We start from the raw sequence: 16338 nt of genomic DNA, 5'->3' as shown, positions 1-16338 counted from the left end.
TTTGGACAAATATCTGTTAGAATGGATGTTGCGAGTCTTATACCGGAGGTTATCTACTTGGACTATATTGTATTGGATATTGAATTTAATGGACGTAAATTTGCAAGTGATTTGCCGATGGAAGTTATTGAAATTGGAGCGACACGATTAGACGCCTCCCTTCAACTTGTTGACGAATTTACTGCTTTCGTAAAGCCAGTTTATTTCTCCAAGCTGAATCATTTTATACAGAAAAAAACGGGTATCCCTCAACAATCTATCGATACTGCATCAAGCTTTCCAAAAGTAATTGGCGATTTCTTAACATGGCTGAGTCGAAGTGAAGATCCTCTCATTATTACTTGGGGCGGCGAAGATATGAAACGAATCGTGTTAGACACACGCATGCATAAGCTTGATGATGCTTATTGGATGAAGACCCCTTATTTCGATCTGCTTAAAGGTTTTTTACGTGTCAAAGGACTAACGAATGATGTCAGCGTTGAAGGCGCTCTTAAAGAATTAGGACTTACATCAGAAGGTGCCGCCCATCGAGCACTTGATGATGCTCGTATGACTGCGGATATTTTTAGAGCAGTGTTTGCAGAACTCGATTTCGGAAAAACGCAGCACTACAAAGATATGTACACGAATGCGAAAGAAAGAAGATTAATTAAAAATGCGATCCGATTACTGCGCTCTCAGAAAATAGTACCGACATGGGAATCGTACGTAGAACATGTACTCAAAGACAAGATTTCCTTGGATGATCCGCGGAAAGCAGCGGAGATGAAGAGCTATTTTGAAGCGGAGCTTGTCAAGAAAGAGCAACCTGCTTCTAAGTCAGCTAAAGTAAATAACACAGATAAAGACGAAACATCACAATTATAAGTCGGGAGAGTAAGCGTCGATGGATCGCAGCATGAAGAGCTTCAGCGGATATGAACTATTATATATTATTGGAATTGTTGCGATCTCCTTCTCCTCTATTTTTGTCAAATGGTCAGATGCGGATGTCGCAGTTACAGCTATGTACAGACTTTATTTAACCAATCTATTACTACTACCGTTTGTATGGAAATATCGGCGCGAATTATTTAGCTTAACTCCTCGTCAGTGGGGACTCATTACCGCTTCCGGCGTTATGTTAGGCTTGCATTTCTTATTGTGGATGGCATCGCTTAACTATACAACGGTCGCAAGTTCGACGGTTATTCTTACACTTGAACCTGTCCTCGTTATGCTGGGCTCCTATTGGATATATAAGATAAAGGCTAACAAAATGATGTTATTGGGTATGGCAATCGCCATTACTGGATCTATTGTTATTGCAGCAGGCGATTTCACTATGTCTGGCACAGCATTACTTGGTGACATATTATCCTTTTTTGGGACAATTGCAGTTGCCATACATATGCTTATCGGTAAAGGCCTTCGAGAAAATATGGGCGCTTTCGCCTATAACTTCTGGGTATTTGCCATCGCTGCCACTGCTTTAGCTATTTATAATGTAATCAAAGGAAATGCTTTTACAGGCTATGACTCTAGCGAATGGGGCATCTTCTGGCTGCTAGCAATCGTACCAACATTATTTGGCCATTACCTGTTTAACTGGCTGCTTAAATATATGAATGCCACTGCTGTATCTATGGCTGTCCTTGGGGAGCCCGTTATCGCCTCCTTACTTGCTTGGGTACTTCTTAAAGAATCTTTAACCGGCTATCAACTGGGAGCTGGCGTGTTCATTCTATTTGGGGTTTGGCTGTTCATTCGATATGGTTCAGACAAGCCAAAAAATACTACTACTCTATCTGTAAATTAAACTTTGTTTTGACAAATGAAAGTCGTAAAAGGTATAATTTTTTGTGAATATTCATAAAAATGGACGTGTTACCTACAAAGGGCATTAGTTCAAGAAGGGATGTTGTTCTTGAGCTGCGCTCTTTTTTTATTAGCATAAAATGGGGTGATGGGCAAATTGAGTTACATCCAGCGTATTGGTCGTTCATTAATGATTCCCATTGCGGTTATGCCTGCCGCTGCTATACTATTTCGATTTGGCAAGATCGAATTCGATGAACCATTCCTCATTCGATTAGCGGCAATTTGCGAGGCAGCTGGCGGAGCAATCTTTGACAACCTCCCCCTTCTTTTTGCTATCGGTATCGCCATTGGTCTCACGCAAGGACAAGGTGTTGCAGCTTTATCTGCCGCAGTTGGTTATTTAGTATTTCAAGAGGTTATGCGAACATTTGAAGTTATACATACCAATGATTTAGCAGATGCAAATGTCCAGATGGGCGTTCTTGGAGGCCTCATTACGGGGGGCATAACCGCTTATCTCTATAACCGATTTAAAGATATACAATTGCCTCAAGCGCTTGGTTTTTTTTCAGGTAGACGGTTTATTCCGATCATTACATGTATAACGATGACGGTTCTAAGCGGAGCATTAGGATTTATTTGGATGCCTATACAAGAAACGATTCAAGTGTTTGGACTTTGGTTAGAATCAACCGGCGGCATTGGTACTTTTCTCTACGGAACCATTAATCGCCTGCTCATTCCAACGGGATTGCATCATATTATTAACAATCTTCTTTGGTTCCAACTTGGTGAATTTTCAGAGGCCGGGGGCAAAATTGTACAAGGTGATCTTGCAAGGTTCTATGCCGGTGACCCTACTGCTGGAACGTATATGACAGGTTTTTTTCCAATTATGATGTTCGGATTACCAGGTGCAGCTTTTGCAATGATCAAATGTGCAAAACCAGAAAACCGTAAAGTCATTATGTCCATTATGTTAAGTGGTGCTTTCACCTCTTTTCTTACCGGCATTACAGAGCAAATTGAATTCGCTTTCATGCTAGTAGCACCATCCCTGTTTGTTGTACACTCTCTACTAACTGGGCTCTCTATGATGATTATGTATATACTAGAGGTAAAGATGGGATTTGGATTTTCTGCTGGCTTCATCGATCTTGCTATTAACTGGAATGAAGCCTCTAATCCGTGGCTTATATTCCCTGTAGGCATAGCCTATTTCATCATTTATTATTTCATATTTTATTTATTTATTCGTATATTTAATCTCGCTACACCCGGACGAATGCCTGACAATATTGAAAATCCCGTATTAGCAAACATTCCGATTATTAGTAATGCTATGCCTATTTCAAGAACTACAAGTCCAAAATTAATGACACAAAAAGCTGCTGAAGTGTTGGAATTTATCGGTGGCAACGAAAATATTATAGACATCGATGCTTGTATAACGCGACTTCGTCTGACACTAAAAGAACCAAATCATGTACAAGATCATGCGCTTAAAGAGCTCGGTGCTGCAGGCATTATACGAATTGGCAAAGACAGTGTACATGTCGTATTCGGCACAGATTCCGAGCTAATCAAAGAAGAGATTCAGAAACTAATTAAATTGAACGCAACTAGAACAGGAGGTAAGTAGATGGCCGCAATTGAAAGAAGGATTATCCACGTGCTTTCCAACAATGTAGTGATGACCAAACTATCCTCCGGTAAAAATTCTATTGTGTTCGGAAAAGGAATCGGCTTTAAGAAGCAGCCTGGTATGAATGTGGTGGAAAAAGAAATTTCACAGGAGTTTTTCTTGCACACTATGGAGACAATTGAACATTACGAGCAAATATTAAACAATGTTGATACTCGAATTGTAGGAATAACGGAAGAAGTTATTGCGATGGCCCAGCAGCGACTGGAGGGCGAATTCTCTGAGACAATTCATGCTGCCTTAGTCGATCATATTAACTTTGCTATTGAACGTTGCCGTAGAGGTGTGCTTATTACTAATCCGTTCGCTTACGAAATCCGACTGATGTATAAGGAAGAATATGAGGCCGCCGCCGAAGCCGTTAATTACTTGAATCAAAAACTTGATGCAAAGTTTCCTGATGATGAAATTTCCTTCCTTGCGATGCATTTCCATGGAGCGCGCAACCGAGAACGCGGAACAGAGACGTTAGCTGTCGTTAGACTTGTAGCAAAAGTAATGGATGAGGCCAAAGTTATGGGTCTGCAATTTAATGACTCCTTCTCCTCCATCCGTTTCATCTCTCATCTCAAGGGACTTATCGACCGCATTAGAAAAGAAGCACATATTAAAAATCCGTTGCTCCAAAAAATAAAAATCGAATATCCACAATCTTACAACTATTCTTTAACTCTATCCCGATTGTTAGAAGAACAGCTCAAAAAGCCTGTTCCTGACGATGAAATCGGCTTCCTTACTCTTCATATCGAACGTCTAAATCAGCGTGAACAGCTATAATATAAAAATTAATTTCACATATTTTAAAAATAATGATTGACATAAAAGTTAAAATTTTATAACATTGCATCGTAAAACAAAATAACAACTCACGATAATGTGTTACCGAAAGGGCATTAGTTATCGAAGCTATTTTTTGCTTCGTTTCTAATGTCCTTTTTTTATTTCTCTAGAAAGGGGGATCGTGATCGCAGTTGAGATTGTAACCAATAAAAAACTGAAGTATGGATAGATCTTATGGACCACCAACTCATGTTAAGGGGAGATTAAACGATGACAAATGTGAAGAAAAAATCAGTAATAATCACGTTAGTACTGCTACTAGCGGTTAGTATGCTTGCTGCTTGCTCAGGTGCAAATAAAGAAACAGAAAAGCCAGCAGCAACTGAAGCACCTAAGGAAACTGAAGCTACAACTTCCTCAGAGCCAACTGCAGCAACCGAAGGATTAACCGGCGAATTCGAAATTCAATACTTCGTTGGCGGATATGGTGACAAATGGTGGAAACATGTAGTCTCTGAATTCGAAAAAGCTAATCCAAACTTAAAAGTAACACAAACAGCAGGATCACAAATTAACGAGCAAATGAGACCACGCTGGATTCAAGGCACACCTCCAGATTTCGTTTATATCGATGGTGCAGGCTCAAACGAAGCTCAAATGGTAACCGATGGTCAACTGCTTGATATGACTGAATTTCTGAAAGAAGCTAAAAACAAAGATGGCAAAGCTCTTCTAGACATCGCAATCGGCCAACCGACTGATTACGCTGGCAAAAACTTCACAATGCCTCTCGTATTCGGTTCATGGGGAACTTTCTACGATAAAGCTTGGTTCGCTAAGCAAGGTTGGGAAAAACCAACTGATTTCGAAAGTTTCCTAGCAGTAAGCGAAAAGATTAAAGCATCAGGCGTTTCCCCTTACATTCACACAGGCGTATATCCTTATTACATTAACGGAGGCTTACTGAACTCCGCAATCGTATCTGAAAACGGTAACGACGGCTCTATCATTTCCAGAATGGCTAGCTTAGAAGAAGGTGTATTCAAAAGCGAACCGATTATGAAAGCGCTAGATAAAGTTGTTCAAATGCGTGACAAAGGACTAGTTGACCCGGGTTCAATCGCACTTAACCATACTGATTCCCAAATGGCGTTCCTACAGCACAAAGCAGCATTTATTCCTAATGGCTTGTGGCTTGAGAACGAAATGATCAAAGATGTTCCAGCTGGTTTCGAATTTGATTTCATTCCATCCATCATGCAAGATAAAGGCGAAAAATATGTAGCAATCCCTTACACAGCATCCGTTGCAATTGCTGAGAAAGCAAAAAATCCAGAAGCTGCTAAAGCGTTCCTACAATTTATTTTCACTGAGAAATACGCAGTAGATTGGGCTGAGATGACAGGCGCTATTATGAACGTCAAAGCTGATCTTAGCACGTCCTCTGCTGGTCCAGTTGTAAAAACAGCAATGGATTACTTTAATAGCACTGAGCTAGTTGTAGCACCTGCACTAATCGTTAATGCAGATGTAGAAAAAGCACTTCAAGACTCCATCATCGCATTGCTTGACAAACGTATTACACCTGCTGAGTGGGGCGAGCGTATGGAGAAAGCTGCAGCTGCAGCAAGATAATTATGATGTAACAGCAGGCAGTCGAGGATTGTTCCTCCTCTGCCTGTACTATGACTTTTCAAGGGGCGTGTGAGCCATGACAGCCAAACCAATATCCTATCGACTAAGACGTGCCATGTTCATACTGGGCTTTATATTGCCAACCTTCATCTTGTTCTGTTTCTTAACTGCATATCCTCTGCTAAAGGGCTTATATATAAGCTTTTTTAAATGGTCTGGTTATTCAGGCAATATGAAATTTATAGGCATCGACAATTATAAACGATTGTTCCAGGATGAAATTATTCGTACAGCTATCTTTAATGACTATTTTCTTGTAATCGGAAAAGTCGTTTTGATTCTTATTATTGCTACTTTTCTTGCCGTTGCCCTGACACGCTTAAACATTAAACGTTCATCTCTGTTTAGAGTCATTCTCTTTTTTCCAAACCTAATCTCTGTTGTTGTCATCGGTGTTCTATGGAGATATATTTATAATCCGTCAGATATCGGATTTCTCAATGCCTTTCTCTCCTTGTTTACGAATGAAGCGGTAACTACAGTTTGGCTAGGACAAACGAACACAGCAATGTGGTCGATTCTTGCTCCTGCTGTATGGGCTGGTATTGGCTTTTATATGATTTTATTGATGGCCGCAATTATGAATATACCTGAGTCATTGTACGAGGCTTCCAATATCGATGGTGCTTCCAGATGGCATCAGTTCAAGCATATTACCATTCCGCTCATTTGGGAGCAAATGAAGGTATCTATCATTCATATCGTCATTACGACACTTAACGGCTCATTCATCATTATTTGGCTTATGACTGAAGGCGGTCCAGACAATTCTACACAGGTTATGGGATCATACTTATACCAAATTGGGTTCAAACAATATCATATGGGTTATGCCTCCGCTATAGGCGTACTTATTCTCGTGCTTACGCTTACTACTTCATTAATTCTAAATCGTTTAATGAAACGTGATGCAGTCCAAATGTAACTAGCGGATCTTCCAATCGTTACTCTATCCGTTTGAAGCGCATTTGCTTCACAAAAATTTAGGAGGCAGCCATCATGAAGCTCACCAAAAAAGAATCATTTGTTACGTGGATTGTCCGCCTGCTTCTGCTGGTATGGACAGTAGCAGTTGTATATCCTCTAGTATGGACACTACTTTCATCATTGAAGGACAATAAACAATTTTATGGAAACAAACCTTGGGCTCTGCCTGACTTCCCGCTCATTTGGTCCAACTTTTCCTACGTATGGACAGAATACAAATTTGCTGGTTATTTCTTCAATTCAGTCACTGTCACTTTAGCAAGTACAGCACTGGCACTTCTTCTATCGGCCATGACTGCTTATGTAATTGCCAGGTTTCCATTCAAAGGCAGCAACTTTCTGTATTTCATCTACGTATCTGCGATGATGATACCACTTATATTAAGTTTGATACCTCTCTTCTTCTTGTTAGACAGCTTACACCTTACGAATAACATCCTTGGTCTAATTTTAGTCTACAGTGCAGGAGCTTTACCGTTTGGTATTTTTGTATTAGTTTCATTTTACAAATCACTCCCGAAGGAAATGGAAGAAGCAGCGGCAATTGACGGCAGTTCCGAAGCAGGTACTTTCTTCCGTATTATGCTGCCTCTTTCAAGACCTGGACTCATTACAGTGGCGATTATGAATATACTCACTATTTGGAACGAATACATTTTGGGAACGATCATAATGAACGATCCAATGCAAAAAATTTATACGTTGCCTGTCGCTATTGCGGTTATGCAGGGTGAAATGCAATATCGTACTGAATGGGGACCATTGTTCGCAGCACTCGTTATTTCTATGATCCCAATCATTATTCTCTACTCCGTGTTCCAGAAACAAATTACAGGCGGTATAACAGCCGGTGCAGTAAAATAGTAATCGAACAACTGCCAATGCAGAAGTTAACATCCATTCAGTAAAGACTCAGCTTTCCCTCATTAGTGAAATAAAAAGCATCACCTAGCATGGTGCAGCTGTTCTTAACAGCCATACCCGCTAGGTGATGCTTTTTTCAGTTCGCTTTACTATCTCTGACTGCTATATTGGACTCTATTTCAATACTTTACGTATCCATTTAAGCTTTCCCTTGTATGGAGGGAACATAATACCGGTCTCAAAGCGAGTACTTCTCTTTAGTATACTCTTGTTGTGAGAGAATAGCTCAAAGCTATGTTTACCGTGATAGCCACCAATACCAGATGTTCCAACTCCACCAAACGGGAGTTCATGATTGATAATATGTGAAAGTGTATCGTTCACACATCCTCCGCCAAATGATAATGTCCCCAGTACTAACGACTGGATCGCATCATCTTCTGTAAAGAGATATAATGCTAACGGTTTTGGACGTTGCCGGATCATCTTTATCGCTTCATCTATGTGTGAATAGGTCAATATCGGCAATATCGGACCGAAAATTTCATCATCCATAGTAGCAACGTCCAAAGCACCATCGCCTACTTTGCCAATATCGAGAAGTGCCGGCTCAAGAAACAAATCTGCACGATCCTGTCTCCCACCGAAAATGATATGTTTAGCATCCAATTCCAACAACTTCGCCAAACGATCAAATTGATTCTCGTTAATGATCCGTCCAAAATCATCGTTCCTCTGTATGTCATCACTATAAAATGAAGTGATCGTTTCACGAAGTTTTGCAAGCAATGGCTTCTTCACATCTTCATGGACAAGCATGTAATCCGGTGCGATACAGGTTTGCCCAGCATTAAGGAATTTACCCCATATGATGCGCTTCGCTGCAAGCTCAAGATTGGCGGCCCGATCGACAATTACGGGACTTTTGCCCCCGAGTTCCAGTGTGACAGGAACAAGATTTTTCGCTGCAGCCTGCATCACAATCTTGCCTACACTTACACTGCCTGTAAAAAAGATATAATTGAATGGAGCATTGATAAGAGCAGAAGTTGTCTCCTTCTCCCCTTCGATAACTCTAATATAGGATGAATCAAACGTTTCTTCTATAAGCTTGCTAATAACAGCCGATACGTGCGGTGTATGTTCAGACGGCTTCACTACTGCACAATTTCCTGCTGCTATAGCGCCAATCAATGGCTCGAACACTAGTTGAACAGGATAATTAAACGGACTGACAATCAATATCGTGCCGTAAGGCTCCGGCATAATGTAGCTTTTTGTACCGAAGAGCTGAATGGGTGTTTTTACTTTTCTAGGCTTCATCCACTTCTTCAACTTCTTAGCTATAACGCCAATACTATTCAATACAAGCCCAATCTCCGAAGCGTAAGCCTCTGTTTCACTTTTTCTTAAATCTTTATGCAGAGCAGCGGAAAGTTCATTCTCGTAACGAATAATAGCAGAGCGTAGCTTTAATAATTGTTCTAACCGATATGTACTGCTTGCAGTAGCACCAGAATAAAAGAATTGCCTATGCTCATCTAAAATACGATGCACGTCAACTTCTTTCGTAATCATCATCTCAGAACCTCCTTATGAGACTTAGAACTTCCTGAAATGCCTTGCCAGTACACCTGCCATGCTGCTTCAAGACGTCGCTCCGTTCTGTCAGATCCACCGTACACCAGTTCCAAACAAATAGAGTCTACTAATGCCGAAAATGCCACATTCGCCGTCTCAGCATTTAATTCTCCCAGCTCGCCCTGCTCGGCTGCTTGTAGAAATCGTACTAACCAGAACTCACTTATTCGATCAACGTGTTCGGTTGAATACCCATTAATTTCAGCATATAAATGAGGCGGTGGATAAAAAGATACGCGCAAATAAAAACGTAGATGACTAGAACTTTGAAAACTATCGATATAGCTGCGTAACGTTTTATACAAACATTCCTCAAGTGAGGCTTCTTCATTATCCTTTAATAATGCAGTAATACGTTCCAGCTCTATCTCAAAGGCATCTCGAACCACCTGTAAGAATAAATCATCTTTACCTTTAAAATGTGCATATATCGACTGCTTCTTAAGACCAACTTGATCAGCAATTTGCGAAAGTGACGTACCTTCATATCCGTATTGCGTAAATATAGTTAATGCGGCTTCTTTCAGCGCAATACTCATATCATGTTCCCTCCTCGAATGAGTTGACGAACGAACGTTCGTTAATCAAATCACTCTATCATGTTTTTATCGCTATAACAAGAAAAAGAATGTCCCGAAGCATGTTCATCTGCAAGGGGACATTCTCTTCATCTTGTGAATGTTAATTATTCTGTTCGCTTAGGCAGAAGCTTCATATAACCATCAGAAAGCTTCATTACCTCTATAATGTAATCATAGTCTGCCCGATGTTTACTGAAGTCTTCTACTGGCTCCATCGTCTTCAAATCGATTGCTGTTCCATCTTCAAAGCCCTTGCCTGGTATAAACATAATCTCATCATTAAAGAACGTTCCTTTAGGAGAGTAAGCTCTCATAGCGACTACATTTCTCTTTGTATTAAGCAAATCTTTGCCGAAAACAGTATAGCCTTCGTCCTTCAATGAAATACCAAGCATATTAGCAACGGTTGGCATCATATCGATTTGTCCAGCCACACCCCCATATGTTTTCCCTTCTACACCTGGAGCATGTATCAACAAAGGGACATTGAAGCGGCTAATACGTTCATCATAGTTGATTCCAAGCACTTTTTCGACCCAAGCTGGGTCATTTTCTTTTGGCTGCAAACCATGGTGATCACCATAAACGACTAAAATAGTATCTTCCCACATGCCATTTTTCTTTAAGTTCTCAATGAAATCACCTAATGCTTTGTCAGCATAGTTTGTCGCTGCAACATAATGTCCTAACTGCGTACCGCTCAGCTCGACTGGAATTTCAATGTTCTTGAACTCCTTTTTCACCCAGAATGGATGATGACTCGATGTTGCAATGAAATGTGCATAAAATGGCTGGTTTTTTTTGTGAAGTTCTGTTAGCTTCTCTAAGCCTACACGATACATTTCACCATCCGAAGCACCAAGACCATTAAACTCATCATTTACGAAGCTCGGACGATCATAATACTTATCAAATCCTAGTGCAGGATATAAATCTTGACGATCCCAATAAGTTACATCATTAACATGGAATGTATTCGAGACGTAATTTTGCTTTGCTAGAAGTCTTGGCAAACTTGGTATTTCACGATCGCCATATGCCTTTGACATTGCAACATTCCCGATTGGATAAATACCAGTATTCATTAAAAATTCTGCATCGGACGTATTTCCTAAACCAATCTGTTGAAACATATTTGGAAAGTAGAAGCTATTTTTGTTAATGAGATCATTTAGTACTGGTGTTACTTCCTGTCCACCTACTTTTAGACCAATCATCATATCTTGGAAAGATTCCAATTGTATAGCAATCACGTTTTTCCCTTTTGCAACTCCAAAAAAGTTAGAGGAACCGGCCTCTACAACGCCGCCTTCTCCTTCACCTATGAAGCTTTGTTCTAGCTGTTCCAATGTCTCCATCGTTTCTAATGCAGAGCCATTTTCAACTGCTTTTTTATCTTTTGCCAAATTGACGGCTGTTGCTACTTGATAGTTTAGAACACCAAGTCTTTCCGCTTGAACAAGCTCATTCGTAATTTTCATATCTGTACGGATATATAGGAAAGAAGCTCCTATAGCAACTAATAATGCAATACCAACATATAGTGGTTTGGCTGCAGATTTGCTTTCCGCCTTGTCATCTCTGCTTCTTAACGTCAGCAAGTAAAGTACAGCTAGCAGTGCTAAATCCAAAAAGAACACAAAAAATTTCAAACTAATTGCAGATCCTACACTTTCTTTTACTCCGCCTACTTGATCTAAACTGTGTAGAACAGTATATGTCGGTATATTGCCGAAGAATGTGAAATAAACCGTACATGAAAACAGCAGTATAGATAAAATGACATTCGTTGTGTTGAATACGAGTGACTTCCATCTTGAAGTTGTAATTAACTCAAACACACATAACAGCACCAAAACTGCTGCTGCATCGGACAATAATCTGTCCACTTGTATACCGCCAAAAGTAAATTGACGGAAGAAAGCCATTTTTACCATTACGAGAATAAAGGTTGTCCAAAAAGGTGATTTGCGAAAAACGTTCAAAATCGAATTCAACTTTCTCACTCCTTGAATAATACATTGCCAACAACAAAAACCGTCAGTAATCGACGGTTGCAAGTGTATTTTTAATTGTTATGCTTATATTAACGTATCTATCAAAATAAATAAATAGGAACCTATTTACAATCGCAGAGAGAAGAATACCAGACTAACATTATAAATCGTAATTCAAGGGCTGGAGAATAGCGCATCTCTCCTACGGTATGCGGGCTTTAGGCGTCCCTCCATTTAATCTCGCACCTCTTGATCACCATGCCAGAGCCCTCTGAAAGATTCATTTTCTTCCAGCAGTTTATCAAGTGTTCCTTCTGCTTCAACGTAGCCATCTTTCATTACAATAATATGATCCGCATTGGATAACGCTGCTTTTCTGTGAGAGATAACTAAACAAGTCGCCTCTCCTCTTTCTGCAAATAGTCGAGTCCAAAGCTTACGTTCCGTCTCAACATCAAGTGCACTCGAAAGATCATCAAATACGAAGAGGTCTGCCTCTCTTACTAACATTCTAGCAGCTGCACTCCTTTGCACTTGTCCGCCAGACAACTTAACTCCCCGCGGCCCTATCATCGTATTTAAACCTTCTGGCAACTGTTTGAGATCATCTTCCATTACTGCAGTATGAATAGCTCTTTGCATGGCATCTTCATGAAATGGTTGGCCTAACAAAATGTTATCGCGAAGCGAATCACTATATAACCTTGGAACTTGAGCTGTATAGGCACTTCTAGGTGGAATAAAAAATGAAGCATGATCAGCTATTTCTACTCCATTCCAATGTACTACTCCACTATCTTTTGGCAGAAGACCAAGCAGAACCCGTACAAGTGTTGTTTTGCCAGAACCGATTGGACCAGTCACTACTGTAAAAGAACCTTTCGGCAAATGAAGATCTATATTTTCAATTCCTCTGCCTGTTTCTGGATAGCGATAGGTTAATCCTTTTACTTCAAGTAGCTCAAGCTTTTCGCTCTCCGAAAGTACAGCTGTTTCTGTTACTTGTTCATCCTTTTTGCGCAAACGCAATGATTTATACAATGTAAGCACCTTTGCAGGTGATCCTTGTAAAATCCAAGTCAATCGGGATAATGCGATGCTCATTTGTTTAAAATAAGTTAGAAACCTGCCAAAGTTAGCAATAAATTGAGTAACAAACGTTAAGTAATACACAAAAAGTGCAAAATCTCCAATTGCAAATTCCCCACTGCGCATTTTTGCTCCTGCAAGCAGAAGAATCAATCCCGTTCCCAAATTAACGGTGTTCGAAAAAATCGAGTCTAGCCCTTCAGTCATTAACTTATCTTTAAGCATCGTCTTACGCCGATTTTCGTTGAGAATTCTAAAGCGATCTACTACCCGCTTTTCTGCACCGGCAACTTGTATCGCTTGCACATTGCCGAACATCTCGCTAATCGCTCCAGTAACCTTTGAGGTCGCTTCTCTGCTCGCAGAGCGGTACTTCTGCAGCTTCGTCGTAGCAAGTTGTGCAGCAATAACTACGAGTACAAGTGGAAGAAATACGAGCAGCGTCATCCCTGCATCAATACGTATAAGTATAAAGCAAGCAATAACAGCAAAGCAGGTCATACCGAATACATCCACAGACCAACTGGTTGCTTCTTCCGTTTGATCGACATCATCACGGAAGTAACTAATCGCTTCTCCAGGTGAGCAAGGTATTGCCTTAGCTCCCGGCTCCTTCTGTACATGTTCAAGCAAGTTTCGTCTAAGTAGCATACTCACCCTAAATCTAAAGTTTACATCTGTAATAAATCCTATACATACGCTTAAACTTCGAGCAATCGCCACTCCAATTAGCATAGCTACTAACATCCCAGTTCCATAAATAACTGGATCATCAAGCGTCAACGAATCAAAAAATGCTTTTACAATAAGGCCGGGAAAAATAGGAATGATGTAAATTATGGTCCAGATGAGTGCATTAACAAAATACAAGCTTTTACGATAACCAATTAATCTCATCATATATTTAAAAGTGCTCATGCTGTTACCTCCTCTAGCCCGGCTGCAAGCATTCGACTAAATCTGGAGGAAGGGTCCTCTGCCAGCTTAATTCTTGCTCCAGACTCGATAACTGTTCCTTGCTCAAGAATGACAATTTGATCTGCTCGTTCAATTGTAGCTAGCCGATGTGCAATAATGATGCACGTACGCTCGCGAAGAAGCTTATCAACTGCTCTTTCAAGACGTTGCTCCGTTAGTGGATCTAATCTAGAGGATGCTTCATCCAAGATGACGAGTCCTGGTTCATTCAGAAACACACGAGCAAACGCAAGCAATTGAGCCTCGCCCGCAGATAAGCTGCCTCCACCTGAATCAAGCAATGAATCAAGACCGTTTGGTAGTGATGCATGCCATTCTCCTAGCCCTAAATCCCCCAGCACTTCAACTATAGTTTCATCTGAAATACTTCTATTATAGAAGGTTAAATTATCTCTTACACTTCCTTGCAATATTTCGATACTTTGTGTAACTAAAGCAACCTTACCTCGCAGTTCTGACAACTTACAGTTTCTAATATCGATATCGTTTAATGTAATGTGCCCTTGCTGGGGATCATAAAAACGGAGCAGCAAACGACCAATTGTCGTTTTCCCGCTGCCAGTACGTCCTAACAAGCCAAGTACTTGTCCAGGCTTTACGTCAATATTTAGAGCAATCAGAGTAGGCTGTTCTTCATATCCAAAGGTTACATTGTGAAAAGCTAATGCCAAAGGTCCCTCTGGCAACTTTACCCCAGGACCATCTTGAATCTTTGACGTTAAGTTAAAGAGCTCTCTAATACGTTTTAAGCTTGCATCTGCTTTTTGCAAATCTTCAAGCTGCATACGAATTTTCTCAACTGGCTTAGCAAGCAATTCCGTATAAAAAAAGATGAGATAGATCGTACCTATCGTTATGTTGCCTGTTTTCCACAAATATGCACAAATCGCAAATGCCATAGCATTACCAAGTGCAAATACGATAATAGTTGTGATCCACATTGATGCAAAGCCCAAAAATGCTTTTTTTCTAAGTGGTAGCATTCGCCGGATTAAGGAAGAAAACCGATTTATGACGAAGCCAGATGCACCATTCGCACGAGTATCTTCGGTACCTTCCAAATGTTCACCGATAAACCCATAGAACTCCGCATTCGACTGCCGCCATTTTGCCCAAACAGGAGCCGCTATTTTCCGAATTTTTTTCACAATATAAAGAGCAGACAGCACAAATATTAGCATACCTGCGCCGATCCAAACATTTTCGCGGAATAACAGAATAATGATACCGATCGTGAGAATTACGTTACCTGCCATGTTGATGATAAAGCTTGAGAAAAAATTGGCCAGCGCATTTACATCTCCATCTACCCGTTCAATTAAAGAACCTGACGTATTCGATTTGTGAAAAGTCATGTCTAATCGCAGGCAATGTTCCGCTAAGTCACCACGCAGCTTGTTTGTTGTACGCCATGCCAAATTTTCACTGACGTAAGTAGCAAAAACTGCAATGATCTGTTGAACGATCGAAAATCCGATAAACATTAATGCAGCATACATTAGAAGCTCAATCGGCTTGTCTGACGTTGCAGTATCGATAAAATAGCGAATGATTTGCGGATTGACGAGTTGAAGTGCAATGGAGCCAAATAGGAGAACGGTTAATCCGACCAACGTTGACTTATGAGGTAATAAATATTTGCTGAGCATACTATAGTAATGACTAAAGGTTTCTGAATTCTTTGGCTTACGCATTATGATTCCTTTCCTATCTTGCTATACAATCATGAGTTGTAAGCAATAGACATGTCTGATATTATTTTTACAGATTAGTTGCTCGTTCGACATTATTCGTTTACGATCAACTTAAGTAAAAAGGAGGCAATACATTGAATCAATTCTCGGATCATAACAACAATCAGAATAATCAAAACCATACTTCTGATCCATTCGGGCAACAACCCCAATTTTCTAATCAACAGCAGTTTCAACCTTATCCTTATCCACCCAAGACCAATGGGAAAGCAATTGCAGGTTTAGTACTAGGAATATGTTCACTTGTTATACCATATATCGGATTTTTACCAGGAATAGTTGGCTTTATTTTAAGTATATTATCGCTTAAAGAAATTAAGAAGAGTAACGAACAAGGACGAGGACTTGCTATCGCTGGTTTAGTCACTTCTATTATTGGTTCTTTATTGTGGATAGTTATAGTGGTGATTTTTGTTATTATTGTGATTTTTGCAGCCACAGTAGATTCGCCTTCCTATTACTAA

The 16338-nt window shown here is 40.2% G+C and carries 13 protein-coding genes; 8 read left to right on the top strand and 5 right to left on the bottom strand.

Going from position 1 to position 16338, the window contains the following annotated elements:
- Window positions 1-57 precede the first annotated feature (57 nt).
- From MFF31_RS13070 to MFF31_RS13040, 7 genes are all read left to right on the top strand, one after another.
- A complete protein-coding gene (locus MFF31_RS13070; RefSeq protein WP_238188399.1) occupies window positions 58-870 on the top strand; it encodes a 3'-5' exonuclease in 813 nt (270 codons plus the stop codon).
- 19 nt (window positions 871-889) lie between these two features.
- Window positions 890-1801: a DMT family transporter gene (locus MFF31_RS13065; RefSeq protein WP_238188398.1), complete on the top strand. Its 912-nt coding sequence runs from the start codon at window positions 890-892 to the stop codon at window positions 1799-1801.
- A 147-nt stretch (window positions 1802-1948) separates the two neighbouring features.
- A complete protein-coding gene (locus MFF31_RS13060) occupies window positions 1949-3445 on the top strand; it encodes a PTS transporter subunit EIIC (RefSeq protein WP_248565479.1) in 1497 nt (498 codons plus the stop codon).
- Window positions 3446-4285, top strand: coding sequence for a PRD domain-containing protein (locus tag MFF31_RS13055; RefSeq protein ID WP_238188396.1), 840 nt, complete (start codon window positions 3446-3448; stop codon window positions 4283-4285).
- A 273-nt stretch (window positions 4286-4558) separates the two neighbouring features.
- A complete protein-coding gene (locus tag MFF31_RS13050; RefSeq protein ID WP_238188395.1) occupies window positions 4559-5923 on the top strand; it encodes an extracellular solute-binding protein in 1365 nt (454 codons plus the stop codon).
- A gap of 76 nt (window positions 5924-5999) precedes the next feature.
- A complete protein-coding gene (locus MFF31_RS13045; RefSeq protein WP_238188394.1) occupies window positions 6000-6908 on the top strand; it encodes a carbohydrate ABC transporter permease in 909 nt (302 codons plus the stop codon).
- 74 nt (window positions 6909-6982) lie between these two features.
- The gene (locus tag MFF31_RS13040) at window positions 6983-7834 is read left to right on the top strand and encodes a carbohydrate ABC transporter permease (protein ID WP_238188393.1); all 852 of its coding nucleotides are present in this window, start codon (window positions 6983-6985) and stop codon (window positions 7832-7834) included.
- A gap of 174 nt (window positions 7835-8008) precedes the next feature.
- Here the strand turns inward: MFF31_RS13040 and MFF31_RS13035 are convergent, their stop codons facing one another.
- The 5 genes from MFF31_RS13035 to MFF31_RS13015 all read right to left on the bottom strand — a co-directional run bounded on the left by MFF31_RS13035 (window position 8009) and on the right by MFF31_RS13015 (window position 15814).
- Window positions 8009-9415, bottom strand: coding sequence for an aldehyde dehydrogenase (locus MFF31_RS13035; RefSeq protein ID WP_238188392.1), 1407 nt, complete (start codon window positions 9413-9415; stop codon window positions 8009-8011).
- Window positions 9412-10014, bottom strand: a complete 603-nt coding sequence (locus MFF31_RS13030; RefSeq protein ID WP_238188391.1) for a TetR/AcrR family transcriptional regulator — start codon at window positions 10012-10014, stop codon at window positions 9412-9414. The genes MFF31_RS13035 and MFF31_RS13030 overlap by 4 nt, the downstream gene beginning before the upstream one ends.
- A 146-nt stretch (window positions 10015-10160) precedes the next feature.
- Complete coding sequence (locus tag MFF31_RS13025) at window positions 10161-12053, bottom strand: LTA synthase family protein (RefSeq protein ID WP_238188390.1); 1893 nt, start codon at window positions 12051-12053, stop codon at window positions 10161-10163.
- A gap of 234 nt (window positions 12054-12287) precedes the next feature.
- The gene (locus tag MFF31_RS13020; protein ID WP_238188389.1) at window positions 12288-14060 is read right to left on the bottom strand and encodes an ABC transporter ATP-binding protein; all 1773 of its coding nucleotides are present in this window, start codon (window positions 14058-14060) and stop codon (window positions 12288-12290) included.
- Window positions 14057-15814 (bottom strand): ABC transporter ATP-binding protein, encoded by a 1758-nt coding sequence (locus MFF31_RS13015; RefSeq protein ID WP_238188388.1) that lies wholly within the window; start codon window positions 15812-15814, stop codon window positions 14057-14059. Before MFF31_RS13015 ends, MFF31_RS13020 begins: the two co-directional genes overlap by 4 nt.
- Before the next feature lie 134 nt (window positions 15815-15948).
- On the opposite strand from MFF31_RS13015, the gene MFF31_RS13010 reads away from it, so the two are divergent.
- Window positions 15949-16338, top strand: coding sequence for a DUF4190 domain-containing protein (locus tag MFF31_RS13010; RefSeq protein ID WP_238188387.1), 390 nt, complete (start codon window positions 15949-15951; stop codon window positions 16336-16338).

The sequence above is a fragment of the Paenibacillus sp. L3-i20 genome (assembly GCF_022180385.2).
Classification (GTDB): domain Bacteria; phylum Bacillota; class Bacilli; order Paenibacillales; family Paenibacillaceae; genus Pristimantibacillus.
The sequence above is the reverse complement of the archived record's forward strand: the minus strand, read 5'-3'. Positions and strand labels throughout refer to the sequence as shown.

Coding starts and splice junctions, on each gene's coding strand:
- MFF31_RS13055 (WP_238188396.1), top strand. CDS start 3,446: ATGGCCGCAATTGAAAGAAGGATTATCCACGTGCTTTCCAACAATGTA.
- MFF31_RS13030 (WP_238188391.1), bottom strand. CDS start 10,014: ATGAGTATTGCGCTGAAAGAAGCCGCATTAACTATATTTACGCAATAC.
- MFF31_RS13040 (WP_238188393.1), top strand. CDS start 6,983: ATGAAGCTCACCAAAAAAGAATCATTTGTTACGTGGATTGTCCGCCTG.
- MFF31_RS13065 (WP_238188398.1), top strand. CDS start 890: ATGGATCGCAGCATGAAGAGCTTCAGCGGATATGAACTATTATATATT.
- MFF31_RS13035 (WP_238188392.1), bottom strand. CDS start 9,415: ATGATGATTACGAAAGAAGTTGACGTGCATCGTATTTTAGATGAGCAT.
- MFF31_RS13050 (WP_238188395.1), top strand. CDS start 4,559: ATGACAAATGTGAAGAAAAAATCAGTAATAATCACGTTAGTACTGCTA.
- MFF31_RS13045 (WP_238188394.1), top strand. CDS start 6,000: ATGACAGCCAAACCAATATCCTATCGACTAAGACGTGCCATGTTCATA.
- MFF31_RS13020 (WP_238188389.1), bottom strand. CDS start 14,060: ATGAGCACTTTTAAATATATGATGAGATTAATTGGTTATCGTAAAAGC.
- MFF31_RS13060 (WP_248565479.1), top strand. CDS start 1,949: ATGGGCAAATTGAGTTACATCCAGCGTATTGGTCGTTCATTAATGATT.
- MFF31_RS13015 (WP_238188388.1), bottom strand. CDS start 15,814: ATGCGTAAGCCAAAGAATTCAGAAACCTTTAGTCATTACTATAGTATG.